The organism is Acidithiobacillus sulfurivorans, from assembly GCF_018853815.1.
In the GTDB taxonomy this organism is placed as follows: Bacteria; Pseudomonadota; Gammaproteobacteria; order Acidithiobacillales; family Acidithiobacillaceae; genus Acidithiobacillus; species Acidithiobacillus sulfurivorans.
Genome location: NZ_JAAOMP010000172.1, coordinates 13,367 through 38,554, shown reverse-complemented (window position 1 = coordinate 38,554; position 25,188 = coordinate 13,367). Strand labels below are relative to the sequence as shown.

Annotated in this window: 26 protein-coding genes; 10 read left to right on the top strand and 16 right to left on the bottom strand. The window is 55.7% G+C overall.

Annotated features, from left to right (window positions below):
• Positions 1–173: 173 nt before the first annotated feature.
• From HAP95_RS16470 to HAP95_RS16430, 9 genes are all read right to left on the bottom strand, one after another.
• On the bottom strand, positions 174–938 hold the full coding sequence (locus HAP95_RS16470) for a TadE/TadG family type IV pilus assembly protein (RefSeq protein WP_215885217.1): 765 nt from the start codon (positions 936–938) through the stop codon (positions 174–176).
• Positions 935–2,353 (bottom strand): type II and III secretion system protein family protein, encoded by a 1,419-nt coding sequence (locus tag HAP95_RS16465; RefSeq protein ID WP_215885216.1) that lies wholly within the window; start codon positions 2,351–2,353, stop codon positions 935–937. Before HAP95_RS16465 ends, HAP95_RS16470 begins: the two co-directional genes overlap by 4 nt.
• Complete coding sequence (gene cpaB, locus HAP95_RS16460; protein ID WP_215885215.1) at positions 2,350–3,324, bottom strand: Flp pilus assembly protein CpaB; 975 nt, start codon at positions 3,322–3,324, stop codon at positions 2,350–2,352. The genes HAP95_RS16465 and cpaB overlap by 4 nt, the downstream gene beginning before the upstream one ends.
• Before the next feature lie 6 nt (positions 3,325–3,330).
• Complete coding sequence (locus HAP95_RS16455; RefSeq protein WP_215885214.1) at positions 3,331–3,471, bottom strand: hypothetical protein; 141 nt, start codon at positions 3,469–3,471, stop codon at positions 3,331–3,333.
• 19 nt (positions 3,472–3,490) lie between these two features.
• The gene (locus tag HAP95_RS16450; RefSeq protein WP_215885213.1) at positions 3,491–4,180 is read right to left on the bottom strand and encodes a hypothetical protein; all 690 of its coding nucleotides are present in this window, start codon (positions 4,178–4,180) and stop codon (positions 3,491–3,493) included.
• Positions 4,177–4,980, bottom strand: a complete 804-nt coding sequence (locus tag HAP95_RS16445; RefSeq protein WP_215885212.1) for a hypothetical protein — start codon at positions 4,978–4,980, stop codon at positions 4,177–4,179. Before HAP95_RS16445 ends, HAP95_RS16450 begins: the two co-directional genes overlap by 4 nt.
• Positions 4,973–6,514: a pilus assembly protein TadG-related protein gene (locus HAP95_RS16440; protein ID WP_215885211.1), complete on the bottom strand. Its 1,542-nt coding sequence runs from the start codon at positions 6,512–6,514 to the stop codon at positions 4,973–4,975. The genes HAP95_RS16445 and HAP95_RS16440 overlap by 8 nt, the downstream gene beginning before the upstream one ends.
• A gap of 31 nt (positions 6,515–6,545) precedes the next feature.
• Positions 6,546–6,845: a Flp family type IVb pilin gene (locus HAP95_RS16435; protein WP_215885210.1), complete on the bottom strand. Its 300-nt coding sequence runs from the start codon at positions 6,843–6,845 to the stop codon at positions 6,546–6,548.
• A 108-nt stretch (positions 6,846–6,953) separates the two neighbouring features.
• Positions 6,954–7,322: a DUF3617 family protein gene (locus tag HAP95_RS16430; protein ID WP_215885209.1), complete on the bottom strand. Its 369-nt coding sequence runs from the start codon at positions 7,320–7,322 to the stop codon at positions 6,954–6,956.
• A gap of 179 nt (positions 7,323–7,501) precedes the next feature.
• On the opposite strand from HAP95_RS16430, the gene HAP95_RS16425 reads away from it, so the two are divergent.
• Positions 7,502–8,239, top strand: a complete 738-nt coding sequence (locus HAP95_RS16425) for a hypothetical protein (protein WP_215885208.1) — start codon at positions 7,502–7,504, stop codon at positions 8,237–8,239.
• 209 nt (positions 8,240–8,448) lie between these two features.
• On the opposite strand, the gene HAP95_RS16420 is transcribed toward HAP95_RS16425, so the two are convergent.
• The 6 genes from HAP95_RS16420 to HAP95_RS16395 are packed head-to-tail and all read right to left on the bottom strand — an operon-like array spanning position 8,449 to position 13,295.
• The gene (locus tag HAP95_RS16420; RefSeq protein WP_215885207.1) at positions 8,449–9,087 is read right to left on the bottom strand and encodes a hypothetical protein; all 639 of its coding nucleotides are present in this window, start codon (positions 9,085–9,087) and stop codon (positions 8,449–8,451) included.
• Positions 9,084–9,554, bottom strand: coding sequence for a hypothetical protein (locus tag HAP95_RS16415; RefSeq protein ID WP_215885206.1), 471 nt, complete (start codon positions 9,552–9,554; stop codon positions 9,084–9,086). The genes HAP95_RS16420 and HAP95_RS16415 overlap by 4 nt, the downstream gene beginning before the upstream one ends.
• Positions 9,551–9,901, bottom strand: a complete 351-nt coding sequence (locus HAP95_RS16410; RefSeq protein ID WP_215885205.1) for a DUF192 domain-containing protein — start codon at positions 9,899–9,901, stop codon at positions 9,551–9,553. Before HAP95_RS16410 ends, HAP95_RS16415 begins: the two co-directional genes overlap by 4 nt.
• The gene (locus HAP95_RS16405) at positions 9,898–10,782 is read right to left on the bottom strand and encodes a type II secretion system F family protein (RefSeq protein WP_215885204.1); all 885 of its coding nucleotides are present in this window, start codon (positions 10,780–10,782) and stop codon (positions 9,898–9,900) included. Before HAP95_RS16405 ends, HAP95_RS16410 begins: the two co-directional genes overlap by 4 nt.
• Before the next feature lies 1 nt (position 10,783).
• Positions 10,784–11,632, bottom strand: coding sequence for a type II secretion system F family protein (locus HAP95_RS16400; RefSeq protein ID WP_215885203.1), 849 nt, complete (start codon positions 11,630–11,632; stop codon positions 10,784–10,786).
• A gap of 13 nt (positions 11,633–11,645) precedes the next feature.
• The gene (locus HAP95_RS16395) at positions 11,646–13,295 is read right to left on the bottom strand and encodes a TadA family conjugal transfer-associated ATPase (protein ID WP_215885202.1); all 1,650 of its coding nucleotides are present in this window, start codon (positions 13,293–13,295) and stop codon (positions 11,646–11,648) included.
• Between the two features lie 217 nt (positions 13,296–13,512).
• Between HAP95_RS16395 and HAP95_RS16390 the strand changes: the two genes are divergently transcribed.
• The 3 genes from HAP95_RS16390 (at position 13,513) to HAP95_RS16380 (ending at position 16,597) form a co-directional block, all read left to right on the top strand.
• Positions 13,513–15,015: a hypothetical protein gene (locus HAP95_RS16390; protein ID WP_215885201.1), complete on the top strand. Its 1,503-nt coding sequence runs from the start codon at positions 13,513–13,515 to the stop codon at positions 15,013–15,015.
• Positions 15,016–15,090: 75 nt separating this feature from the next.
• A complete protein-coding gene (locus HAP95_RS16385; protein WP_226832870.1) occupies positions 15,091–15,960 on the top strand; it encodes an autotransporter outer membrane beta-barrel domain-containing protein in 870 nt (289 codons plus the stop codon).
• Positions 15,961–16,198: 238 nt separating this feature from the next.
• The gene (locus HAP95_RS16380) at positions 16,199–16,597 is read left to right on the top strand and encodes a DUF805 domain-containing protein (protein WP_215885200.1); all 399 of its coding nucleotides are present in this window, start codon (positions 16,199–16,201) and stop codon (positions 16,595–16,597) included.
• 341 nt (positions 16,598–16,938) lie between these two features.
• On the opposite strand, the gene mobF is transcribed toward HAP95_RS16380, so the two are convergent.
• A complete protein-coding gene (gene mobF / locus HAP95_RS16375; RefSeq protein ID WP_215885199.1) occupies positions 16,939–19,857 on the bottom strand; it encodes a MobF family relaxase in 2,919 nt (972 codons plus the stop codon).
• 233 nt (positions 19,858–20,090) lie between these two features.
• On the opposite strand from mobF, the gene HAP95_RS16370 reads away from it, so the two are divergent.
• The 6 genes from HAP95_RS16370 to HAP95_RS16345 all read left to right on the top strand — a co-directional run bounded on the left by HAP95_RS16370 (position 20,091) and on the right by HAP95_RS16345 (position 24,867).
• Complete coding sequence (locus HAP95_RS16370) at positions 20,091–20,420, top strand: hypothetical protein (protein ID WP_215885198.1); 330 nt, start codon at positions 20,091–20,093, stop codon at positions 20,418–20,420.
• Entirely contained in the window at positions 20,417–21,139 is a 723-nt protein-coding gene (locus HAP95_RS16365; protein ID WP_215885197.1) for a P-loop NTPase family protein, read from the top strand. The genes HAP95_RS16370 and HAP95_RS16365 overlap by 4 nt, the downstream gene beginning before the upstream one ends.
• Positions 21,140–21,142: 3 nt before the next feature.
• Positions 21,143–22,135, top strand: a complete 993-nt coding sequence (locus HAP95_RS16360; protein ID WP_215885196.1) for a hypothetical protein — start codon at positions 21,143–21,145, stop codon at positions 22,133–22,135.
• A gap of 196 nt (positions 22,136–22,331) precedes the next feature.
• Positions 22,332–23,228 (top strand): hypothetical protein, encoded by an 897-nt coding sequence (locus tag HAP95_RS16355; protein WP_215885195.1) that lies wholly within the window; start codon positions 22,332–22,334, stop codon positions 23,226–23,228.
• A 266-nt stretch (positions 23,229–23,494) separates the two neighbouring features.
• On the top strand, positions 23,495–24,016 hold the full coding sequence (locus tag HAP95_RS16350) for a helix-turn-helix domain-containing protein (protein ID WP_215885194.1): 522 nt from the start codon (positions 23,495–23,497) through the stop codon (positions 24,014–24,016).
• Between the two features lie 269 nt (positions 24,017–24,285).
• Positions 24,286–24,867, top strand: a complete 582-nt coding sequence (locus HAP95_RS16345) for an Abi family protein (protein WP_215885193.1) — start codon at positions 24,286–24,288, stop codon at positions 24,865–24,867.
• Positions 24,868–25,188: the final 321 nt, after the last annotated feature.

Sequence of the window (25,188 nt, the reverse complement as noted above, 5' to 3'; positions counted from 1 at the left end):
AGATGATGTTGGCACGACCGGTGCTCCCCAAGCGATACCGAGAGAGGATAGCACTGCTGCAGTGACCCAGGCAGTCCTGCGCGGAAATCGGTTCTTGGGTCGGGTTCCCGTGTCTATGGAGCCCGTTTCTTTTTGCTTTGCGCGATCTTCAGGGGTTGGGTGGGGCATCTGATCTATCCCCCACAGCCGGTGGTGCCGCCACCGGGCGGGTTACTGGGTGGTGTGGGCGTGTTTCCTCCCGGCGGCGTCGGGTTGGCCGGTGCCGTATTCGCGAGCTCCGGCGGGTACAGCGCCGACTGCATGAGTTCGGTGGCCGTGGCCGCCATAGGGATGCCGCCACTGCCATAACAGGCGGCATCCCAGGCGCTGGCGGGTTTGAAGAGCCCCGTCATGAGGGTTTTTACAGCGGTGTTAACGATGGGCACCATCAGCGGGTAGCAGAAGCGGATCCGCGTTTTGTAAAGGTTGGCGGTCTGCAGGGTTTCTCCCGCCCTGGTGGTATTGGCGGTATAGATCAGGCGGCTGTTGGGTACTTCGGAGACGCTCTGCCCGTCCTTGTTGACGGTGGTGGTCCAGGCCTTGATGACGCCGGGGGTCGGATTGAGGATCTGGATGTCCGTCTGGTTGGGGTTGTCCACCGCTGCCATCGCTGCTGCATAGGCGGCGGCGGTTTGTGCCGCGCCCGGATTCTTGCCGCCGGGATACAGCGGCATGAGGCCCTTGGCGAGACCCGTGCGTAATGCCTGCACGCTGCCGTGGTTGATGGTGGCTTCCCGAACCCCATAGAAGGTCGCCCAGTTCAATGTGGATTGGGTGGTGAAGACCAGCGCAGCCTGCACAATACCGCCCAGCAGGAGAATGACGACGGGAAAGGCGAAAAACCATTCGAGGGTCCCCTGACCCTGCTCGTTGTGAAGGGCAAAGGGTGCGTTCTTCATGGCTTTGTCTGCTCCTCGCTGGCCGCTTGTGGCGAGACATGGGAGGTGAAGTTGGGATACCCCACCTTATTGGGATCGTGTCCGATACCGGGAACAAAGTATCCGTGCTGGAAGTCGCGGTTGAAGCGGGCGATATCCTGACGGCCCTGCTGCACCATGGCGCGATTGACAGAGGAAGTCGGATTGATGACTTCGGGGGTCACGAAGATGACCAGTTCGCTCTGGTCATGCTGAAACTGGGTGGAGCGGAACAAGGCTCCGAGAATGGGGATATCGCCCAGCCACGGGAGTTTGTTGACGGTGTTATTGCCCGTCGAGTGAATCAGCCCGGACAAGACGATGGTCTGCCCGGAATGCACGTTGACGATGGAATTGGTCTTGCGGGTCAGAAACGCCGGATAGCCCTGGACGGTGAGCGCGGGGTTGATCTCGCTGATCTCGGTTTTGATGTTGGCCAGTATATTGCCCTGCCGATCCACGTCCGGCTGGATATTGAGTTTGACGCCGTAGTTCTTGTAGGTCACCGAGACCGCCCCAAAACCTGCACTCACCGGAATGGGGACCTGGCCACCGGCCAGGAAGGAGGCGGTATCCCCACTGCGGGTGACCAGACGCGGATTGGCCAGAATATAGGCCTGACCGTTTTGCACGGCGAGATTGATCTGGGAAGTCAGGGTAGAGACGATGCCGGCATAGCTGGAGAAGGGGGGCACATTGAGGGGGAGCCCGGAGAGACTGCCACCCGGTCCGTTCAGCGCGTTGCCCGGCGTGGCGCCCCCACCGGTGACGTCGCCGAGGCGGTAGAGGGAATTATTGACGAAGTCCCCGACCAGACCCACGGAGGGGCCGAGCACGCTCGTCTGCCAGTTGATGCCCAGGTTATCCATGGCGTTCTTGCTGAAATTGACGACCTGCACGTCCAGGACCACCATGCGCTTCATGTCGACGGTATCGGGACGCACCAGGTTGACCACGCCCGGATAGGCGCGAATAGCGAGATTCAGGCGCTTGAGTTCATTGGCGCTGGCGTTGCCGGAGAGCACGACCTGCCGCCCCGTGGTGCGGGCCTGGACCCCGGGGAATTCGTTGAGCAGGTTCTGCAGTTCACCGAAGGTCTGCAGATTGTCGGAAGGCGTAATATTGACGTGATAGGCGATTTGACGTCCATCTTTTTCCCACATATAGACATCCGTGGTCCCTGGCGCATCGGCGATCATGACGATTTGATGGGTCAGGGTGCTGACGCTCAGCAATTTGCCATTGCCAACGGCAACGCGGGCCAGGGGCGAGCAGGGGATCACCTTGACCTGATTGGCATACAGATTGATGTTGCGATGTACCACCGGAGTAGTTTGGGCGAATCCCTGTCCCGTCCAGAGGACGGTCAGCGCGGCGAGAACGAAACGGGACTTCATGGGGTCTCCTGGGATTGCAAAGGGGCGGTGGCACGGACCAGCGCGTGGAGCGCCTGAAGTTCGCGCTGACTGATGGGCGACGCCGACGTATGGGCCGAAGGGGTCATCGGGAGCGGTGCCTCGGGAATAAGCGGCTGCTCACTCAGATTGCTGCCGTTGCCCCCGCCGATGATGAATTGTACGCCGGCTGTCTCAGGCGGCGGTGCGGGCGGGGTGCCGAACAGATCGGCGGCGTAGAGATGCGGTACCGGGCCGCGTTCCGGGTGGCGGTTAGGTACCAGAACGATACGGAGATGACCGACCTGCTCCGCCAGGGCCAACCGCGCTGCCTGAGTGGGTGTCAGCGCCAGGGTCAGGGTGTCGTAACCCTGTGTGGAAACCGGAACGTTTTGCTGAGCATTGGCCGGTAATGCGTGATCCAGGTGCCCCGTCGCCAGAATCCGGATCCGGTGCAGGAGGGGCATTTCCTGGGATCCGCCCGGTCCATGGCCCAGCAGCATCACGTCGACGCGATTACCGGGTACCAGAAAACCGGCAATACCATTGGTACCGCTGGCCGTGATGGTGATAGCCCTTTCGCCGGGGTGCAATTTTGACGCAAAGCTCTGCGGTCCAGCTGGAGCGAAGTCCATCGCGAGCATGGGCTTTCCCTTGTAGACGTGATGCGTCAGGGTACGTCCGGCGAACTCGGCCCATTCTTCGGCCGTTACGGTAGAGGGGTAAATGACCGACTTGGGTATCAGGCGTTCGGCCATATCGTCGGCACTGGCTCGCTCTCCGGGTTTCAGGTCGCGCGTCGGAACAACGACATCAATCTTCCCCGCATGTTCTTTGGCCAGCAAGGATTTGGTGATGGCGGCTTCACGCGACTGAATGGTATGCAGCACCAAATAGGCGGTGCCGATACCCAGTATCAGCGCGATCCCGATCAGCAGGACGTAGGAGGGTATTTTTATGTTAGGGCGGCGCATGAATCCTCAGGGTAGTGACATGTTCCAGGAGTAGTCGAGATAAAACTGACGAAAGGCATCGACCAGTTGTTCAATAGGCGGTGGATTCCCGCCCCACGGAATCACCAGAATAATGACGGCCAGCATCAAAATGATGGTGTATTCCATCAGCGCCTGACCGCGCATATTAGTGGTGGACGATGGTGATAAGCACATTGGATCGAATTCCGTTGTTGTGAGTAATACTGATTTCTACCGTGCGCGCCCCGTGCTGGTACATCAGCGCATCGCCGCCCGTCACCCGACGCGCCCACTGATACGACCAGCCCTCCGTGGGCAGTAAATGGGCATAATAGGCCCGCACTGCGCCGGGGTTGCCGGGAGCTACTGCCAGCAGATTTTGTGCCCGTTGACCATGATCCATATTATTCATGGTCAGCAGGGTCTGGCTGCCCGTCGGTAGCGGGATGCCCGTATTCATGGGTGCGGAAGCACTGAGCGCCGGACGGCTGATGCCGACTTCTCCCAGGGTTCCCGCGCCGCTGGCCTGGATTTGTATGGTTTCGAAGCACCCATCCCGGCGGCGGGCTACCACGGTCCAGCGACCGGAGGGATAGGTGATGTCATCCGGGTGCGGTCCCATCCCGCGCCAATGCTTTTGATACCAGACCAGAACCGTGTGGGGTGAGAGGCGGCTGTTCAATTGCAGAATGGCCATGGGCAAGCCATCGACGGCGACGCGTGGAGCTACCCAGGTCAAGGTGCTGCCGGCCGGTATTCCCGGATCCGGGCAGCGCAGGTGCGGCAGTGCGGCATGGGCCACAGGCATCACCCCAAACCCCAAAATCAGGCCACATAGCCGCGCCTTGCGCATCATGGCACCGTACTCCCGAGTCGATCTGCAGGAATTTCCTGTGCGTTGTCCGTCAGCACTTTTTCCAGATGCAGGTGCTGAATATCGGGCGCTAAATTTTTCTCACCATCCATGAAAGTCCTGAGTTGCGGCTCGCTTTTCGGCAGGGTATTCGTTGTCTGTGTGAGGACATCCTGCGGATTCAGGGCACTCCAGCCATTCGCCAGCAGGGTGTCCTGCGCCGAGAAGGTGAGATTCAGAGCGTTAAATGGTTTTGGGAAAGAAACATTCACGGGGCTGGCTTGCACGAGGGCTGTAAAAAGCCCCCGGTAATCGAGACTAGGCCCGCCCCCCGTGGTCAGGGCGCCTATCCCGCTTAACGTCTTGTTCAACACCTCATTCGCTGTGCCCGAATTGCTCCCCTGACTCAAGGAGACTGTAATATCAGAGTATTTCGGCAGCAGAGGTTGCCCCGCCTGATCGGACCAAAGCACACGTGGCGTATATTGTCCAGCACCGACGGCCGTACTGGACAGCGCGGTATTCTGCTGCCCAAAGAAACGCACCACGTTTTTCTCTTTGATGGCACTATTACTCTCCTGGGCAACGGCTTCCCCGTTGCGTTGGCCGTGTCGCGACCAGACGGTCCGTTCGAAGGCCGCATTGCGTGCCGCCAGCAGGGTGCTGTCCTGCATGTTGATATACTTGCCCAGGAGCGGTGTGATGATAAAAAGGGGTACCAGCACAAAAGCGCCCACAATAGCGGTTTCCACGAGGGACTGACCGGCTTGGGACCCGAATGTTGGGGAGCGATGATTATCCATGACCGGCCATTTGCGCTGCAACAGCGGCATCGGAAACGGTGGACGGTGTCGACACTAAATGCGGTTCCCAGTAGGGGTTGAAGAGGTTCCCATAGACCACGCGATTACTTAAAAAGCGGAATTGGCGAGGACGCACAAAATGGCTTTGCGCTGAGGCGATGACTTCCACCTGGTTTCCGGCTTCTTTGCCGGGCAAGGCAGCGGCCCCTTTATCCACCCCAATCTGCGTCGTGGTCATCACCGTATTTTGCGGACGGTCTATGACCAGTGTGAATATCGGTGCCTGAAAATCGCTGGCCGTCGTGTTGCTGACGGCCTGATATGGCAGCAAACCGGAATACCCGGTGGTAATCGCTGTGCCCGGTCCCGCACTTCTTTGGGCATTGGCCGGTCCTGGGTTGGTCCCGTAGGAACCCCCATAAGATGATGAGCCAGTTTCATATCCGAAGTTGTTTGACTGGCCTAAAGGGTCAGATCCCGCAGGGCCGATTCCTGCAGCGGCATGTGCCATATCCACGGAATTAAAGAAAAGTGAGGGGTTGGTTTCTACCGGTAAGGGAATCATGACTGGAAAACTAAACCAGGGTGTCACTACCCAGAACCAGAAATCCGCATATCCACTGATGGTGGCTACGTCCATCGCGTTCCAGGATTGGAAGTTGTTTTTGAGCTCCGTCCCTCCGGTGTAGGTCACCCAGATTTGCGCAAACGCGTGGTATTTGAACTGTGGATAAGGCGGAGGAATAAACGCGGCAGGGTTATACAATGGGTAAGGCAGGGTTTCACTACTTCCGCGACTCCGTGAAAATCCGTCCAGGCCGGATGTTACTACCGTAGCGAACCGTTTTTTGCCGCTGTAGTTTTGCCCGTAGGTTCGGGTGAATCCAGTAATAGATTGCAGGTCATCTGCTAGAATAACTTTTCCATAGGTACTGACTTGAGCCTTGGGATCATTGTCCTGAAGGATGCGCCATAGAATGCCTGATTGAGTAGCCAGCGCACCCATCTCTGCGAGGATCCCCGCATGGTAGACCCCTGAGGCACCGCTGAGTGTGGTGTTGATGGTATTCGATAGTGCTGCAATGGGACCGTCCAGGATCTGGTTCTCTGTAAAAATCGCCTTGGAATTTAAAGCGTAGGCCTTGAGTGTGGGGCCGTATACTTTCCCGATTTTAGTTTCTCCGACGACTTGCCGGATTTGTGAAGGCATTCCGTGCGGGTTGTTTTGGTTGCCGCATTGATCGTTGTAGAGGGTACAATAGTAGCGCGACCAGGAGCGTAACCCGACCATCTGGGCTATGGCAACTTGATTCGCGACCATGGCACGATTGGCATAAGCGGAGAAATTGTAATCGCGCGAAAGCAGCAAAGCACCGCTATAGGCGGTAGAATCTGCGGCATTCTGCAGATGCGTTTTGGTCAAGGTGAGTCGGCCGCTATTATAAAGCAGAGCGACGGACACCACGACGGCGACCAGAAACAAGGCCGCAAAAACAGCAGCTTGCCCCTGTTCGCCGCGTTCTCGTGGAATCACGGCGATGTTCTCTACATCAGGACGTCATGGCTTACTGGCCGTCCTGATGCGCGTTGTAGTTGCTGAGATTTTTCTGTGCGGTTGCGGAAGTTACGGCCTTACCCGCCGCTGTCTGAGCAGAGCTCACTTGGGTAGTACTGCTCTGACCGGAAACTTGCTCAGCAAGCCCAGAAATCTGATCTCGAATGGTTTGCCCGAAATAAGCAAAAACCCCGATAGCGGCTACGGCGATCAGGGCAGTGATAATGAGGTATTCGGTCATGCCCTGACCAGATTCATCATGCGATTTATAGGAACGGCGATTGCGCTGAAGTTGATGCAATGGTTTCATTTCTTCATCCTCTTACCGGTTGATTTATTGGCTTTTTACAAATTATTTTAGATTTGACTTATGTACCAAATCAAACTAACCCTGTCAACCTGCGTTTCGGGGGAATGGTCAGCCGCCGTGGCGACAAGCCCCTATATAATGCCCAGTTACTGTGTCGTTGATTGGAAAGTGATAGCCATCCGCATTTCCCTGCCCCGTGATGGTCGACTGAAAAGCACGCCCCGCATCAGTTACCGCCAGATGAACCGTCATGTGCATATGCGCAGCACCACCCTGCGGTTGCTTCGAAAGGCAGTTTTCCTGAAAAACGGCCTGCCCGTCCCCTTCGATAATTGGTACTCCCGTAGTCGTACAGGTTGATCCCTGCTTTGACATCATCCAGGAGGTAAAGGCCTGACCGTGATTGCAGACGGTATAGGTATCCTTGATGCCCCGTCCGGTGGCAATGCTTGTCTCTTTCCATTCGCCGCGTTTCATGTGCGGCAATCCTTGCGCGAACGCCCCCGTTGAAAACGCTGTCACACAAGCGATCAGTACTATTTGACGAATACGCATAATTTCTCCGACACTGAGTCACAAAAAACAAACGGATCGCTATTTTCCCGTGCTATGGGAAAGGTTGTCCAGTACTTCCCGCCAAATTTTGGAGGATATCCATGCACATGAAGGCCAAAGTAATACTGGCAAGCGTAACAGCATTGACGATACTGTCTGCACTGCTGATCCAAGCGGGATTGGCACATGCCCATTCAGCAACGCCCGGAGACTTTCCTGGGGCTTACGGATTTCGACCCGGCGAATGGCAATATATCACGACCACCACGAGTCCCTTGCTAGGCACCTCTCGCACTACTTCTATGCGGTGTTCCCATAGCTTCTATCAACCCCAGGATACGGCCCACGCCACACTCACCATCCCCGGTTCCTCTCCTGGGACGGTGCATTGTGTAACTTCGCATCCATCGCTGCATGCGACTGTGCGGAATTGCAAGACCATTTCCATCGGGAATGAAAATGGTACGAAAGTTACCGATGTAATGACGTCTCACACGCAATACACTGGGAACGGCAAGCATTTCCAGATGCAGGAACACTTCAGTTGGGTCGACAATGGACAACTTTTTGAATCAGGTATAGTGCACGGCAAATGGTTGAGCAAAACCTGTCTGGCCCATCAGCCAGCATCCATCACGAAACAGATCAGCCCTTCAAAACAGATGCAATGGCTTGCAGCGCAAGAGGCACAATCCAAGGCTGAGGCAGCCCAGATGAAAAAGGCATTACCGGCAGAAGAAGCGCAAGCCAACGCAAATATGGCTACTATGAATGCTCGCATCACCAAATTGGAGGCAAAGGATGCTCGCGCGGGCGTTGCCATTCCCGCATCACGTTAACTGGCTATTCGTCTGCTTTGAACATCCGGACAGCAGTCTGTCTTGCAGCGGCGGTCTTTCGTGGTGTTACGGTTCTTTTTACGGCCAGCGCTTCAAGTGCTCACACCTAAGGCCAAACAAAGGCTGCTGGCAAGGGCCTTGAAAGACTGAATGAACGGTTCCTCCATTTCATCTCCATGCCCATCAACAATCCTCCAGCGTAATTTCCATCAGGGCATCCGGCCACTGGTCCAGGCGCCGATAGCCGTTTTCACAATCAGAGTGATCTGCTGACTGTTAGGGGTTCCGAACGAGACGTTGATGCCGGTTTTGCTGGGATAGAGGGTGGCGGGAAGCGCACCGATATTGTGAACGAGCAACTCCGTACTCTGATGAATCGCCGCAGCCTGCGCAGGCGATACCCGAAAAGCTGGAAGTACTCCACCGCGATGGGTTTTGTAGTTGAAATGACTTTCGTTTAACACCAACATCTGGCGTGGATGCCTGGAATAAACAATGTGTACGGCCATGCCCAGGCTGGACGGACGGGCAAGGGCTACCGGAACCCAGCGAATGCGCATAAAACTTTCCATGACGTGCATGGTTTGCCAGAAATGTGCGCAATAAGGGCAGTTGGGATCGAAAAATATCACGATGGCAGGGGCTTTAGCGGGTCCCGTGACCACGCCGGGAAGCTTCCACGCCGCATTCCAGGTCTGCTGGGTCATCTGCGCCAAGGCCGGGCCGTGGAGCGTGAATAATTTCGCGGGCTGTTCGGCGCCTGCGGCATTCGCCTCTGTCATTACGCCGAGCCAAAGAAGGACACTGATTGTACCGAGTAACATCACAAGGTGTTTAAATCCGTTCATTTGGTGACGCCTGCGGAGGTAGTGGGTGCGGTGGCCGGAACATCGAATCGGGTTCCGTTGATCACCGCCGAAAGATCACGAATGCGTGCAGCGAGTGGCGGCGGCAGATTCGGCGTGTTTTCAGCCGCGATCAATTGCGCCTGTGCTTCTTTCATGCGCAGCATGGCGAAGTTGTAGCGGACTTCGGCGAAATCCGGTTTGATCCGTAGCGCGTTCTCATACGCCTGTGCTGCTGCTCTGGGATGGTTATTCAGTGCGTCAAGGTTGCCAAGTCGCGCCCAGAGTAGCGGATCTCCGGGTGCCCCATGAATCAGCTTCCGATACAGCGCTGCCGCTTGCGTCAGATGCCCTTGCGTGTACGCCTGATCGGCCTGGTTCCTGAGGCTGAGAAGGCCAGCGGAAGAGGCGCATCCGGTCAGGACGAAGGCCATTCCCAGCAGGATGGTTTTGGTGAGGTGGTTTTTCACAGTGGTTCCCTACGCAATATTTGTCCTGCCTGGAACCCCAGGCGTTCACAGACGCCAACATCCATTTCTACCGCCACTCGAGCATGACGACAAGCGACCATCCCCCAGGGTTTGAGTCGTGTGCAGCGCAGAATCCGTAATTTTGCGTCAAGAAACAGCACATCAATGGCATAGCTCATACCGATGCCATGCACAGAGGCACAGGGAGCGATCCATAAGCCTTGATCGGTACGGATGTGCGGATATCCAAGCAGGCCTCTGGCACGGGACCACCAAGTCTCCGCGATAAACACCCGCAGTATCTGCTCGTCAGCGCGCCACAAAGCCATTTCCTGCAGTCCCTTCATGAATGCAGCAACATCATGACAATAGGAAAAGCGATAATCAGAAAGCTGACCGGAAAAATAAACATGACCAGTGGCCCCAGCAGTTTGACGGGCGCTTCCATCGCCGCTTTTTCGGCGCGCTGAAAGCGTTCCATACGGCTACGTTCCGCCTGGGTGCGCAAGATATTGCCGAGACTGCCACCTGTCTGTTCGGCCTGGTTGACTGCCGCGACCAAGGCGCCAATCTCTGGTACAGCCACGCGTTCATGCAGGCGGCGTAACGCCTTGCTGCGGGTTAATCCGGCTTTGATGTCGCGTTGCACGAGGTTCAACTCCTGGCGGAGTATGCCCGCCGGGCCATTGGCGATGGCCTGACTCAGCGCGCTGGTGAAGTTAAGGCCTGCTTCCACCGCCAGCGTCAGATAGTCCAGATAGATGGGCAACATGCGCAGAATCTCACGGTTGCGCCGCAACCTGCGCTCCCGTAACCAGAGCATGGGTAAGAGAGCACCAAAGATAAAGCCCAGTACAGTCGGAAGCCACACGGACAGACTCAGGATTAGCGCTGAAAATAACGCCAGAAGAGCCATAACCAGCCCAGAGACAATCTGAAGACTGATATAATCTTCTGGCGCCATTAAAAACAGTGCCGAGGCTAGCGCCAGATGGCGGTGCGTCCTTTCCAACCATGCCGGCGGGAAACGGGCGGTGATCGAGAAGGAGATGGCACGGACGGGGGGCCAGAGCAGCCGCAACAGGGGCGGTAACTGGTCATAATAGGATCGATCTTCCGCAGGGACCCGCTGCCAGAAAACACCTACAGCAACAATCAGCAGGCTGGTGACTAAACCCGCCACGAACACCGCAGACCACAGCAGACTTTCCGGCAGAATAGACGGCATATCAGACCTCGATGCTGACGATACGACGGATGAAGAAGAAGCCTGCAAACTCCATCAGCGCAATGACGGCCAGTACCGCCCAACCAAGCATGCTGTGAAACAGCAGGGACATGGGGCCAGGTTCCATGGCGCGCAGAACGAGAATGAGGCCAATGGGCAATCCGGTCATGACCCATGCCTGCATACGGCCCTGAGCGGTGAGTGAGGCGATTTTCCCTTCCACTTCCGCTTTGCGTGAAAGGGTGTGTGCGAGCGTTTCCAGGGTCTCGGACAAATTACCCCCGACGCTGCGGGCAATCCGCAAGGCCGCCGTGAACAATCGGAATTCTTCGATAGGCAACCGAACTTCCAGGCGGGAAAGCGCATCATCAAAAGATACTCCCATGCGCTGTGTCCGCAACAGCAGGCCGATTTCCTGGGAAAACGGGGCGGGCTGCTCTTTCGCCAGAATCTCCAGAGAACTGCCCAAACCCATACCAGCCCGTAAGCTGGACGCCAGCATCAGCAAACCGTCCGGCATTTGTCGCGCAAAGAGCTTAAGTCGTTTGCTGCGCAGGCGGGCTACCCATGCGCGGGGCAGAAAAAGCGCAGCGACAGCCGCGATCACCGCCACGAAAGGGCTGCCGGTCAACAGCCAGGCAAACGTGGGCAACAGCAGGAATACGATCAGGTTGATGAGCATCAGACGACGGGCATCGATAAAAATGAACAGATCGACCAGCGTCTGCTGCGAGGCTTCTTCCACCTGCCGCTTTTGCCAGAGAGCCCCGGTCTGTAACCCCATTAGCAACAAAAAAAACAGGACCGTAGTGCTTATTCCGGTAATGATCACCAGCAGCGTCGTGTTCAAGGCAGCGTTCTCCTCACAATTCTGTCACCGCTTCATCCAGGAATATGCCGCGATCCACATCCACCCCACGAGCGATAAGTTCCTCGTAAAACTCAGGGATACGTCCCGTGGCACCGAAACGTCCCCGCACATTACCTTCAGCGTCGAACCCCTGGTTGCGGAACAGATATAAATCCTGTAGCTGGATCACGCCGTTTTCCATGCCGGTAACTTCACTGATATGCGTAATCTTGCGGGTGCCATCGGCAAAACGCGATTGCTGCACAATCAGATCAATAGCAGAAGCGACCTGCTGGCGAATGGCCAGAACCGGGAGATCCATACCTGCCATCAGCACCATTACTTCCAATCGTGACAGTGCATCACGCGGGCTGTTGGCGTGCACGGTGGTCAATGATCCATCATGGCCGGTATTCATGGCCTGCAGCATATCCAACGCTTCACCGCCGCGACACTCGCCCACGACAATGCGATCCGGACGCATACGCAGACTGTTGCGCACCAGTTCGCGAATACTGATCTGACCCTGGCCCTCCGCATTAGCTGGACGGGCCTCCATGGACACCAGATTACTCTGGTATAGTCGCAGTTCCGCCGCATCCTCAATGGTCACGATACGCTCGGCACTTGGAATATGGTTGGACAATATATTGAGTAAGGTGGTTTTCCCCGAGCCGGTGCCACCAGAGATCAGAATATTTTTGCGCTGTTCTACCGCCATCCGCAAAAAAGCCAGCATGTGTGGATTCGCCGATCCGAAACGCAGCAAATCGTCATCTTCCAGCCGTTTTTTGGAGAATTTCCGGATGGTGAGCGAGGGCCCCTTCAGGGCCACCGGCGGGATGACCGCATTGACGCGCGAACCATCCTTGAGGCGGCCATCCACCATGGGCGAAGATTCGTCGATTCTGCGCCCCAGAGGGGCTACGATACGATCAATCACCGAGCTCACGGCTTCAGGGCTGGAAAAGACGATGGGTGCGGAAACCAGCTTACCGGCCCGTTCGACAAAGATCTCGTCGTACCGGTTGACCATGATTTCGGTGACACCGTCGTCAGCCAGCAGGGATTCCAATGGCCCCAAACCCACCACCTCATTCAATGCGGCCTCGACCAGGAGTTCCCGGTCTTCTCTGCCCCGCAGTTGGGCATCGTCAGTAATGATCTCGCCCAGCAGGGTACGGGTTCGGGTGCGGAGTTCTTCCTCCGGCATCTGTGTGGTATCAATCCTGCGGAAATCCATGCGCGAAATCAGGCGTTCGTGCAGCAAGCGCAGCAAAGCGAAATCTACCGGTGCGGGATCCGGTAGCAGAGGTGGGGGTGCTACGGATGGGGTCGCAGGAGCTTGGGCAGACACTGCAGAGAAAGGCGTATCATCACGGACTAACAGGCGATAACCACCAATTTGGATCTCATCTTCTGGAGTCAAAGGTCCGTAGGGTTTTTGAATGCGCTGACCATTGACCTGGACGGCGGATCGCGATTCAAGGGCCTTTATGTAAAGGCCGTCATGTTCACGCTGGATGATCGCGTGATGTGCGGCTATCGTCCAACCCTGCAGAACCACCAGGTTGTCTTCGGCCTTTCCTAGACGCGCCTCATCATTGGTGCACGGGAATTCCTCCACATCCGCACGTCCACCGCTTAACCATATCCTAAACATGCGGCTTCCCTCTTTTATTATCGCTGAACATATAGTGTGGTGCTACCTGTCTGGCCGTCAACCCTGTAACGTTCGGTATTAAAGCAATATCCGGTGTTTTTGACTTTGGGTGCGTGTTTTTACGGTATTCCCATGGTGCCTGCTGGATAAACGCTTCAGAAATGGTTATTTTTACCCGCGCGCGGGCGCATGTCCAACAAGACGCGAGGGGAAACCGATGACCGCAAATAAACGTTGCATTTTGTTGCACGGGTTGCTGGGCTTTTATTTGTCCAGTGTCTGTGTGACCGGGGTCGCCTGGGCAGCCCCCACAACTTTCGGGGCTGGAGAGTCTTCACAAGTGATGGCTTTTGCTGCCGGGCAAACCGGGCGGCACACCATCACTTTCCCCTGGCACCCCGCGTATCCCGTGAACCCGCCACAAATTACGGTATCGGGCGGTCCTGTGGGGGTCCGCGCCCAAGCCATGCCGCCAAAGCATGGACTGTTGCCCGTACGTCTGACTTGTCCCGGCAGTATTGCACCAGGGCTCTATGCCGTGACACTCCAGACCCAGGAAGACGGACATACCGTCGCTTGGCCGTTGACGCTGGCTGTGGAGGCACTTTACATCAGCATGCAGGCTAATAGCGGCGGAACGGCAGGGGTGCTGGTGGAATCGCCCACGGGGCATGTGCTTCCTCAAGCAACTGCAGCACTCAGCCAGCAATTCACCATGACCCGTTCGCCTTGGGGTACTACTTACGATCCACAAAACCAGGCCCTGTATATCGCTACTGAAGGACATGTTCCGGTAGATGTAACTACCACGCTGGGACAGCCACTCCCCATTACCTTTCCACCGCACACGGCAGGCGGGTCGCTTTCTTTCGCCGACTGGATGGGAGGCGACCGGGTTGCTTTCAGCAGTATAGATGGAGATCCCTCTATCTATTCGGATAATGGGGCAGAAATAGCCGCCAATAACACGCCCGGACGATTTGATTTCCATTGGGGCGGGGAACAGGCGCAAACAGCCAATCCGGAAACGGGTACCCTCTTTCTTTCCAATGATGCAGTAAGCACGGGCTTACCCATGGATGAGGTGCAGTCCTACTCCAATCAGGGTACGCCTGAACAAACATGGCCCGTCGCCCGTGCGGTTGTTGCCATGGTCTTTAACCCATGGAATAACCTGCTCTATGTATTGGCCAGTCATGTAACCCATACGGACCAGCATTTTCGCGTGTTTCACCCTGATGGCACTCCCGCTTTTGCATTTCCACAAATTCCCGGAATAACCGAGGCCCCATGCCCCCTGGGCCAAAAACTGGCTGCCAATCCAGTGAATGGGCACCTCTATTTGCTGACGCAACAGCGTATCTGGGTACTGAGCCCGCACGGTCGGGTCATTCGCACCCTCGATAGCCCCCCAGGCGCAAATAGTATTGCTTTTGTTCCTCAGACGCTGCTGCTCCCAAATCAGGATGCTGACACCATCCAGCCCGTTCCCACGTCTTTCAATCAGAACTTGCCCAACACAACGACGGTAGTTCCCGCAACTACGATACCATCTGGTTGTCCACCGGGGTATCGATGTATACCCAATCCATCCGCCACTCCCGAAGCGACGCAGAATGTGCCGTCGGTAAACACGGCGATTAATCGTGCCAGCAATACGATCGGTAATGTAGGCAATTTAGCCAACAACGTATCCAATCTGATGAACGCCTTCCGATAGATTCGCGACGCACACTTCGTTTATCTTCGAATGTCATTTTTTATCAATAGCTCACGCGCCAAGGAGTTTTTTATCATGCAACGCCCTACCCATCTAGCCCTTCTGGGATATCTTACGGCCTGCTGCCTCACTGTCGGATCGGATGTGGCCCAGGCCGCGACGCCCAGCAATCCGCTGCTTGCTGCCAATAACGAAATCGGCATCGCCGCAACAGGCACGCTCATGAATTATCAGGAGCACTTTTCGCCGGCGCAGACGCATGGAAAAAGTGACACAGAATCCGGCTGGATGCCTGGATTTGCGGTCAACTACAGCCTGATGGGCGATTATTTCCATGCGTTGCCCAATCTCTACTTTGATGTGCACTATGATTACGCCAGTGGCGGGTTGCACTATCAGGGATTTTTGCAGAAGCCGGGGCTCCCCAACGTACAAGGCACAGATAATGCGACCACGCAACGTGTTCTCGCTCGGCTGGGTATGGGTTTCCACGTGGGTCAACGCATGCTGTTAACGCCCTATGTGGCGGGCGGGTATCAGCGCTGGAATAGGAATTTATCGGCTATACAGGAAGAGGTTTATCATGCGGCGTTGGTCGGTGCGGGGCTCCGTTATCAGTTCTCGCCCGTGTCGCGATTGGTGTTGTCTGCCAATGTGGAGGGCCTGGCGATTGTCGGCGGTGCGATGACCCCTTCCGGCACGCCACTTGCGGATCATCTTGGAACTGCACCTTTTGAAACCAGCGGAGAAGAAAAAATTGCTCTCAATGCAGACTACCAGCTTTCAGGGCCTTGGCACGTCTTTGGCGGTCTGAACTTTACGCACTTCAACTATACTGGAGGTCGTCTGAACAGTCCGCTTGCTACTCATCTGGGAAGTTTTGAGCCGCCGTCTTCCACGAACCTGCTGGGTATGGATCTCGGTCTGGCCTATGCCTTCTCTTGATATCAGGGCACCTCAAAAAACCTTCTTCTCTGGCCGGAGTCTTATCGACTTCGGCGTCTCGCCTTCACGATGTGGGCCGCAGCGTGATGCTGCCAGTGGTGGTCAGGCCAGAGACCTCCCGGTTCCCAAACTAAACTAAAGAGCGTACGGACATGCAAGGTCCCAGACCAAGTTAGGACTAGGATCGTAAAAACCCTAGATAAGACATCACTCACCAATCCATTCAGGAGAAAAATCCATGCGTATGTTCGATATCTATGTCCACACCGTCACCCAAAACTATCTGCGTTTCGATGGACGCATGAGTCGTGCGGAATTCTGGTGGTTTGCCCTGTGCAACTTTCTCATCATTCTTGCGATTGTGCTGCTTGCCGGACTGTTGACCGGGGGATTGCAATCCCACTCCCTGCTGGGTTCAATCTTCATGATTGTCTACGGCATTTACGTACTGGTCATGCTCTTACCCAGCCTCGGTGCCGAAGTGCGCCGTCTGCATGATACGGGCCTGTCGGGGTGGCTGGTCCTGCTCAATCTGATTCCCTACCTGGGCGGATTGATTGTGCTGATCCTGCTGGCCATGCCCGCCAAGCCAGACGGCACCAAATATGGTGCTTACCATGATAGCGCCGCGTCGTAACCGACCTTGGCTGCAGGCTCAAAACCGGTGAAAAGCCCTTTTGTCGAGCCTTTGCCGCAAATCCTGTGCGGATTGATGGGCAACAGATTCCGCTGATGCGCAGCCCCACTGAAAAACTGAAAAAATCTCTCCATGATCAAAACATCGGTGCCTCGTCTTGTATCGAGAACAAGAGCCGTTGATTGTTGGTCGGAAGTGTCAGTCTATGGGCACCAGGAAGGGCCCATGCCAGTCTGTACAGCCAGGTTACCACGCCTCTCTGGTCGCTACGACCTCCGCCGTATTACGAGCGGCGATGATCGGGTTGCTGTCGTGATTTTTAGATAGGTTGCGGACTTCCTTCATCGTCCCGGCCCGAATCCCCGACTGGGCGGTTGCGGTTGTTGATCCGGCGCCGGTCGTTGCATGGGCTTCTGCTCCGGTACCCGTACGCGAGCTAGATCTCCTTCCCGTCCCAATGCGGCGGCGGCCCGTTCCCGCAAGGCAGTCAACGTGTCCAGGTGTGGCACCATACGGGTCCGGGTCGCCTGCATGGCACTCTGTCGTTCCGCCCAGCGGGTCCAGCTCTGCTGGAGTTTCTCTTGGTCATCCGTATAAATCACCAGGCTCCATCGTTCCCAGCTGGCCGCCACATAGGCCGTTTCTGCCGTAGCCAGCCGGGAGGCTTCACCGGCAACAATGACATGATTCACCGTCTGCCCCTGGCTGGCATGGATGGTTCGGCACCATCCATAATCCAGCGCTATTACTTGATCCGCCATTACCTCCAGTGGCATATCCTGCCCCTCCAGAGCAATAGTCACCAAACCCCGACGCGTATCTACTGCGACCACTTGCCCTGTCTGGCCGTTGACGATCCGGGTTTTTTCTCCCTGCGTTTGATTTTCCCGAAAGAGGACCCGATCCCCGGTGGCCAGGGGTAGGGTTCTCGTCTGATAGAGACTGACCAGTGAGTGATCCGCTCGAGCCGGATCCCACGGCATCTCTGCCCCGGCGGCATCGCGGAGCAAAACCTGTCCACCTTGGGTTCCGATCACGGTATAGGCCTGTTCTTCAAGCTTTCCTCTGACGCCCTGGCGCGGCCGGCGAATCCGCACCACCATGCCGGGCCGGTATTGCTCGGCCAAGGTCCGTTGCTCCCGCGTCAGATTCGCCTTGTCCAGCGCGGTGATAGTCACCGCCTCCGGCCCGATTGCTCCCTGGGCCTGCAGACCGGCGCGGATATCCGTATTGATCCTGGCCCGCACGGCATTGGTGCCAGATACCAAGAGGGTCCGCTCACGCTCGACTGGATTGCGGGCAAGATAGTCCGCCGCGCAGGCGGCAGCGATAGCCTGCTGCCGATCCTCTGTAGTGACCTTCGGTCGCCCCTGTCGATCCTGGCCACTCTGCAAAATCGGTACTTCCCGCAGATAGGGTTGTGCCGCAGCCACCGCCTCTGTGGCACGCCCCGCCGCAAAGGCTTCGGCGATCCGGCGCAACTGGGGATCCCGTTGCCGCTGGACCTCCTCGATACGGACATGGGCCAGTACACCTGAATCCAATAGCAGCGCAAAGGGGTTGCCGGCTTCCACGCTCGCCAGCTGGCGGGGATCGCCCACCAGCAGTAGACGATCCTGTGGACGTAAGCGTTGCAAAAGCAGTTCCATATCCCGGGCCGAGACCATGCCAGCTTCATCAAGGAGAAGATAACGCGGTCCTTCCGCTGGGTCCGGTTGCAACAAATAGCGCGCCAACGTCCGGGTATCCGTAGCGCCCGCACTATCCAGCTCCCGGCTGGCTGCCGCCGAAGGGGCCAGACCCACAACCTGATAGCCCCGCGCCTGTGCGGCCGCCACGATGCCCGCCATGCTCGTGGTTTTGCCCGTCCCCGCCGAACCAACCACACCAAGGACCTGATCAGTGCTGGTCAGTCCGAGTTGCAGCGCGGCCCGTTGGCCAGCGCTGTAGGGAAAGCCCTGGACAGCCTCCCGGTCGGAGATGAGACGATCTGCCGCTGCGGCCTCCAGGAACGCAGAAGAGCGATTCTGTCCCATCGCAACCCGCGCCAGGATAGTCTGCTCCCGCAGCAAGGCGGCCTCGGTGGTCAGTTGATCGGCCCCGACTGAGATCAGCGCGGAACTCCGGGTGAGGGCATCGTCTACCTGGTCCAGTCCAGCAATTGCACCAACCGCCGACTGTAGTGCCGTCAGACGCACGGCATCGCGGGAAAACACCGTATCCCGTTCACTCAGGTGACGGGCGGCCGATTGCACAGCGTCCGCTGAGATGTCCGGCAATACGTCCTCTCGACCCTGGGCCGCTCGCTGGAGTGCGGCCAGATCCAGCCCAGCCTCCCGGACCCTCTCCCGCCACTCCCAACGGCATGCCACCCTGTCCATCGGGATTTTTCTGCGCCGCGTGGCCAGATTCGCGTGAGTCCGCTGTGTCGCCGTGCTGTGTTCCCGGGACAGCCCCACGCTTTCCAGGGCCGCGTCAATCTGCGCCTTGCGTTGGGAAAACCGCGTGATCGCTTCCGGGGGGATACCCGCCACCTCGAAGCCGTCCTTCGTGCGCTCGATGCCATACCCCAGTGTCCGTACCCCTCGGGCCAATGCGTTTTTATAGATCGCATCCGCCAGATGCATTCGCACGTTATTCATCCCGAAATCCAGCACCATGGCCGACAGGGTGTCATCCTCCCGCCGGGTTACGTTCATTACCATGCAGTGGGTATGCAGCTGGGGATCGATCCGGCCATCTACGTCGCGAGCGTCCTCATGCTTGAACGTGGCCGCGAGCATTTTTCCAGTACGTTGAATCCGTGTGCCGCCTTTACCCATTCGGGCGGTTAGGACTTCTTTTTCGATAAAGCGGAGCGCTTCCCGTACGGCAGCGTGATGCACCTCCAGAATTCGCCGGTCATTTTCCACAAGCGCCAATAACGAGATGCTTTTCGGTGCGCTGAAAGTCAGGTCCGTGCAAAGGCGCCGATCGCCTTGTCGGTGTCCTCTTTGAGAGATGTCCAGATCACCCGGGAAATGCCCTTCCAGGGCTTCCACAAAAGCATCGTGATCCACCAACTCCGGATATTCCACCTCTTTTGCCAGGGTGCCGAACCATATCCCGTGGCCGTCTTCCGCGCCCTGATAATAGGACAGCACACCATCCTTCTTTGGGGCATTTTCGCCGCCGGGCTTCATCGTCAGACCCTCTTCAGGGTAGTTGGCCATCCCGCCGGACTTACCGTTCTTACTACGGACATTCTTGATGCTCAGCATGGCGTAGCTCCTGCGATCGGTCCTTTGGGTGACCTTACCAGGGGGCCTGTGATGGCGCAACATCATTGGGTGTGATTGTGTGGATAAATAGGGCACTAGAGGTGCCCGTCGAAAGTATGCGGGTTCATTGTAAAGTGACGTTTTCTGCTTGCTAAAAGAGCAAATACCGTCATAATAAGTCATATTGAATTATATATCCGTCGTTTTACGGCGGTATGCACAAGGAGCCCGTCATGGAACCTAAACGACTCACTCCCCGCGTTGCCCGCTATGTGCAAGCCATTGAGCAGGCCCGTCTGGAAGGATATACCTGGGAGGAAATCTTTGATGTCCTCTCCTCAGAAATTCCCCTGCACACCTGGGGGCAATTACGTCAGGCCTTTTTACGCGCGCAGAAAGCGATGGCGGATGGCCGCCTGAGTCCGCAACAATTACCGTTACTAAAACGTGAACTTCCGCAAAAAAACCGGTCTAATTTCGGAACGCTCACAGAAGCGCAGGATAACGAAGATCCGGAACAATTCATGGCCAAATTCCAGATCGGCCAAAAGGAGCAGAAATGAAGCGCATCTACATTAGCCATGGCGATAAGGGCGGCGTGGGGAAGTCCATAGTGGCCGCTGTCCTGACCGAATTTCTCCTGCAGAATGACGCGTCAGTTTCGCTGGTGGAGGGGGATCCCAGCCAACCGGATGTGGGCATCCGCTACGTGGATGATCCTGCCGTGCAATTGGGTACCTTGCCGCTGAACCGGGCGGGCGACGCGGAAACTGCCATGGCTAATCTGAGCTACTGGCTGGAACAGGAGGCGGGGGACCAGGTGGTCATCAATCTCCCGGCGGGGGCCTCCGAGACGCTGGACCAGTTGGCCGAACCCCTGCGCATGGTCGCCGACGCCCTGGGCTACACCCTCTTTTGCACCTACAGCCTCGGCAAAGGGGATACCCCCGCTGCCGGCCTCGCCAAAAGCCTGAACAGGGGCGTACTGCACTACATTGATCCGGCACATCGACTGGTACTTTTCCCCGCTTTTCAGGGTAAACAGGAGTCCTTCGCCTGGTATTCCCACAAGGCCCGGAAGGAGGCTGAGCTGCGAGAGAGCGTAATGCCCGCCTTGTCGCCCCGGGCCGTCTTCGACAAGATGCTCCACACCCGTGGACGGATACAGACCCTGGCCCAGGAAGGGGGCGAAGGGATCCTGGTCTATGACAAAATCGCCATGCATCGCTGGTTGCAACAGTCTTTCACGTCCTTGGCCCCCATCCTGACCCCGGAAGGCTGACCCATGAGCAGCCTGCGCGATACGCTGCTCGCCAAACTGCCTGCGACGACCCATGCCGAGGTGCTGACCATCGCCATGGCGCATGGTATCCAGGATGCCAATGATCCACTATGGGCGCTGGTGGTCATTGCCTGGCAGGCGACCCAGTCGGCTGAAGGGGCCCGGCAATCGTTGGCCGAGATTGCGCGGACTCTGAATGCAGGCATCGACCGGATTCCGAAAACCATTCAGGACGGGACGATTCATGCGGTCCGTGAACTGAACGGTGACATGAGCCGGTTCTCTACCTGGCTCAACCAGAATATCCAAGACCATCAGCAACAATTGGCCCAGGTGGCAGGAACTGTGGCCCAGGATTTTGGCAACCAAGTCCAGAACGCTGTAAATAAGACTATGCGAGATGTCGGAACTCAGGTCAGCTTTGCCCAATATGCGGCACAATCCGCGTGTTCTGATGCCGCCACTACGGCAAGAGAAGCTGCCGGCGCCTTCGAGAAAGCCGTGGATACAGCGATTGCCGCCCGCCGGGACGAAGCCATCGCTCAATGGCAATCTGCGGCATCCGATGCTCTCAGGAAGGTCGGCACCGGATACAACCGGAAATGGACCAGCATCGGCGCTGCCGTGGCGGGCATCGTTTTAGTTGCCGTAGGGGCTCTGGCCTGGGGTTTTGGGCATGAGACGGGATACTCCCAAGGCACGTTATATAATCGGGAGCTTCAGCTTCCCCAGGTGCAGAAAGATTTGCTGTGGCTCATTTCATCGAGTCATCAGCGCGAAATGGATTTTTACAAAACTATTCAGGGGCAACGACTGTACCGGATGGTGCAAACCAATGGAGCGGGTATGTTTTTGAACTGTAAAAGCAAAGGGTGGCGCGTGATCAAGGGACATTGTTACGCTAACTATAAACAGGTTGTCGACCATAAGCACTATCCAGGTTTATATGGTTGGAAGTTGCCGCCATCACGATTTGATTGGATGTTGCATCATTGAGAATCCAGAGTCTTACTGATATAAGGAAGATAACCAATTGGTCTCGATTTTTGGATATGATGATTAAAAACTAGAAATTAATATATGATGGGGAGTTTTGGAAAAATGTCGAAATATAGAAGCAGAGAAGTCGCTACTATTTTGGAAGAATGATTTTTTATTCGATTTTCTCACGATTAGAATAAGGAGTTAGTCAATGGCGGAGCTTTTCAATATAATATTTTATGCTCTAGGTCTTGTGCTCGGTTCTGGCCTCATTAAAGTCGTTATCAGTCTTGACACCACGTGGCCTTTCCGGAGAAAGAACAGCGCAACCCAGATCTTAGAGATGCAAAATCTGCATGACCAGGTAGTCAACTGTAAAGGAAGCGTTGCGGCAAAACAGATGCTCTTTGACCAAATCTTCGGATTTCGTCCAGAAGAAAAAGAACTGGAATATCTGGTCAGAAAAGATGATATCAATCTGCTCTCGCGTATGAAATATACGCGATCCGTACTGGAATTTGATGATACCGAGCCAACATATCGGTTAAAAAAGAAGTTTTCTAGGGGATTGCTTTTTTACTATGCAGTATCAGATGCTTTCTTTTGGCTGATCGCGGGAATGTTGGTGGGGTTTCTGCTGGTATTGGCTTTTTCTTTGCATATCCATAACACCGACTTCACGTATAAAGCATTGGCATTCTTTGTTGAGATGGTGGCGGGATTGATTATGTTCGCGCCTATTCGTAGGGACTGGGATGTTGCCATGGATATCGTTGAGAAATATTTCAAGAATATCGTGAACAATCATGGTATGTTGGGTTTTATTAGAAATAAGCTTTTGCCACCCTTAGGTATTTTGTCGATAGCCTTGGGATTTGTTCTGTCCATTATTATTACATCAAATGTCATTGAACCCCATGACGATATCGCAAAGATTAGGCCTGTCACACAGGCAAAGATTATTCAGGGCCTCAAACCACAAAAGACCCTTCCGGTCATCCGACATGACAATCAGCGCGCCCTGGTTGCACCGACGATCAGCCAGGGTCAGAAAATGCCTGTGTATCCAACGAAAGCGCCTGTTAGCGCGACGCTCAGTGCGCAATGACCCCATCTGTGTCTATATGAAAACAATGCCTTTCGTGTAGACCATTGCTCGCAGGGAGGCAATATAGCCTCCCAAGGAGAGCGAAAACGCCCTCCTCCTGGAGGGTTTTATAGCCCTGCAAAGATATATAACACGAACGAGGAAAATACACGGAATGACTACGCAATGAAAACAAGATTGGTGGAAGGCGTTGTGGCCTCCCAGTCCTGTTTGCAGGAAGCAACAGCCGGAGCGCAGAATCCTTTCCATGCCTCAGGAGATGCGCCATGACACCAGAAACGCCCACTCATACCGATGATTTAGAGCAGCCTACCAAAACCGTTCAGCGATCTGCCCGGGAGATCGTACAGGAAAACGAAAAAAAGTGGGGACCATCACTCATCCGGGCGGGGTGGATGTCGCTCCCCAATACGATCGTGTTGCGCCAAAAGGCGTTGGGCCTGGACGCCTTGGACATGAATATTCTGCTGGTCCTTTTCACTTATTGGTGGCGCGCCGACGACCTTCCCTTCCCGTCCAAACAAACAATCGCCAATATTATTGGTGTAGATCCTTCCACGGTGCGTCGTCGTATTCAGAAAATGGAAAAGGCCGGTTTTATTCGACGGATTGAACGGCGGGTTATCGGGGATCGGAGCAAAACAAATCTGTATGACTTTGCTGGATTGGTCAAAGAGGCGACTCCTTTTGCGATGGAGGAGCTGGAACAGCGCGAACAGAGAAAGGCAGAGCGGTCTGCGCGAATCCGGCGCAAGGGTAAGCCGAAATTCAAGATAGTTGAACCATGACACGAACAAACAGGGACAAGCATTCAAAAAGCCTTACCCCCGAAAAACGATGCCCCCGGGGGCATGCTTGCGCAGAGGTCACACCGGGGGCTTGCTTTGGGATACTATAAACCTTATTCACGAGGTAGGACAACATGCCCTCACGGCTGATCATCGCCCAGCGATGGTTGCATCGTTTGTGGGCACAGTATATTCATGACGAATCCCTTGCCACGGCTGCCCAGCATGCAATCATAAAGACGCTATCCCAGCCTCGGCTGAGCAAATACTTGGACGCCGCAGAGGGAGACGCAGCCCGCGCCTTGGATTTATACGTCGGCAACAGCCATGTGAGCATGGCATTCTTCGGAGATCTGCATTACACGGAAGTCGTCCTACGAAATCGTTTCAACGAACAGTTAACCGCCGCCTATGGCGACCAATGGTTCACCGCCGTGCCGCTACTGAAAATTATCGGGAAACGTAACCGCGATATTCTCTCCAAAGCGCAGCATCATGCAGGAGGATATGCTGTGCCGCCTGGGAAAGTGATCGCAGAATTGACCTTTGGTTTTTGGGTCAATCTGACCGACCCAAATCTGGAGCACACGCTTTGGATTCCTGTGCTGCACAAGGCTTTTCTCCCCAACAAACCCCCCAAGCGCGCAGAACTTAACCGCGATCTAGAAAAACTCCGCCAATTGCGTAATCGGGTAGCACATCATGAACCCATATTTATGATGAATTTGGTCTTGTTACATCGCTTGCTGTGCGAGGTAACGAAACGGCTTTGCCCGGATACCGCGCATTGGATGATGGCCAATAGCTCGACTCGGGTGGAGATAGAGCGCTTGATGAGGAAACTGGATTAAAATGCTGGCCGGGAGAGAAAAGCACATCGATCCGTTACTGTAACGCGCGCTGACAACGGAGCATTTTTGTGGCCCGGGATCTACCAGTTAACGTAACATCTCGGCTCTGGAGCGGAAACAGTAACAGTAACGCAAGCGGTTACATTATAGAATTATTAGCCCTTTGCAGAGCATAGAAAAGATGACGGGTTAAATGACTATTTTTGACCGGAGAATCTCCGTTCTTCATAATGTCACACAAACGGCCGTATAAATGACTAATTACATTATACATTAATAGCCGTTGACCGCTTGCGCGGATAAGCGCGGCCTGTCACAAAA

Bases quoted from the DNA above. Each gene is read 5' to 3' on its own strand.
- HAP95_RS16470 (WP_215885217.1), bottom strand. From the start codon at position 938: ATGAAGAACGCACCCTTTGCCCTTCACAACGAGCAGGGTCAGGGGACC.
- HAP95_RS16465 (WP_215885216.1), bottom strand. From the start codon at position 2,353: ATGAAGTCCCGTTTCGTTCTCGCCGCGCTGACCGTCCTCTGGACGGGA.
- cpaB (WP_215885215.1), bottom strand. From the start codon at position 3,324: ATGCGCCGCCCTAACATAAAAATACCCTCCTACGTCCTGCTGATCGGG.
- HAP95_RS16455 (WP_215885214.1), bottom strand. From the start codon at position 3,471: ATGGAATACACCATCATTTTGATGCTGGCCGTCATTATTCTGGTGATT.
- HAP95_RS16450 (WP_215885213.1), bottom strand. From the start codon at position 4,180: ATGATGCGCAAGGCGCGGCTATGTGGCCTGATTTTGGGGTTTGGGGTG.
- HAP95_RS16445 (WP_215885212.1), bottom strand. From the start codon at position 4,980: ATGGATAATCATCGCTCCCCAACATTCGGGTCCCAAGCCGGTCAGTCC.
- HAP95_RS16435 (WP_215885210.1), bottom strand. From the start codon at position 6,845: ATGAAACCATTGCATCAACTTCAGCGCAATCGCCGTTCCTATAAATCG.
- HAP95_RS16430 (WP_215885209.1), bottom strand. From the start codon at position 7,322: ATGAAACGCGGCGAATGGAAAGAGACAAGCATTGCCACCGGACGGGGC.
- HAP95_RS16425 (WP_215885208.1), top strand. From the start codon at position 7,502: ATGCACATGAAGGCCAAAGTAATACTGGCAAGCGTAACAGCATTGACG.
- HAP95_RS16420 (WP_215885207.1), bottom strand. From the start codon at position 9,087: ATGAACGGATTTAAACACCTTGTGATGTTACTCGGTACAATCAGTGTC.
- HAP95_RS16410 (WP_215885205.1), bottom strand. From the start codon at position 9,901: ATGAAGGGACTGCAGGAAATGGCTTTGTGGCGCGCTGACGAGCAGATA.
- HAP95_RS16405 (WP_215885204.1), bottom strand. From the start codon at position 10,782: ATGCCGTCTATTCTGCCGGAAAGTCTGCTGTGGTCTGCGGTGTTCGTG.
- HAP95_RS16395 (WP_215885202.1), bottom strand. From the start codon at position 13,295: ATGTTTAGGATATGGTTAAGCGGTGGACGTGCGGATGTGGAGGAATTC.
- HAP95_RS16390 (WP_215885201.1), top strand. From the start codon at position 13,513: ATGACCGCAAATAAACGTTGCATTTTGTTGCACGGGTTGCTGGGCTTT.
- HAP95_RS16385 (WP_226832870.1), top strand. From the start codon at position 15,091: ATGCAACGCCCTACCCATCTAGCCCTTCTGGGATATCTTACGGCCTGC.
- HAP95_RS16380 (WP_215885200.1), top strand. From the start codon at position 16,199: ATGCGTATGTTCGATATCTATGTCCACACCGTCACCCAAAACTATCTG.
- mobF (WP_215885199.1), bottom strand. From the start codon at position 19,857: ATGCTGAGCATCAAGAATGTCCGTAGTAAGAACGGTAAGTCCGGCGGG.
- HAP95_RS16370 (WP_215885198.1), top strand. From the start codon at position 20,091: ATGGAACCTAAACGACTCACTCCCCGCGTTGCCCGCTATGTGCAAGCC.
- HAP95_RS16365 (WP_215885197.1), top strand. From the start codon at position 20,417: ATGAAGCGCATCTACATTAGCCATGGCGATAAGGGCGGCGTGGGGAAG.
- HAP95_RS16360 (WP_215885196.1), top strand. From the start codon at position 21,143: ATGAGCAGCCTGCGCGATACGCTGCTCGCCAAACTGCCTGCGACGACC.
- HAP95_RS16355 (WP_215885195.1), top strand. From the start codon at position 22,332: ATGGCGGAGCTTTTCAATATAATATTTTATGCTCTAGGTCTTGTGCTC.
- HAP95_RS16350 (WP_215885194.1), top strand. From the start codon at position 23,495: ATGACACCAGAAACGCCCACTCATACCGATGATTTAGAGCAGCCTACC.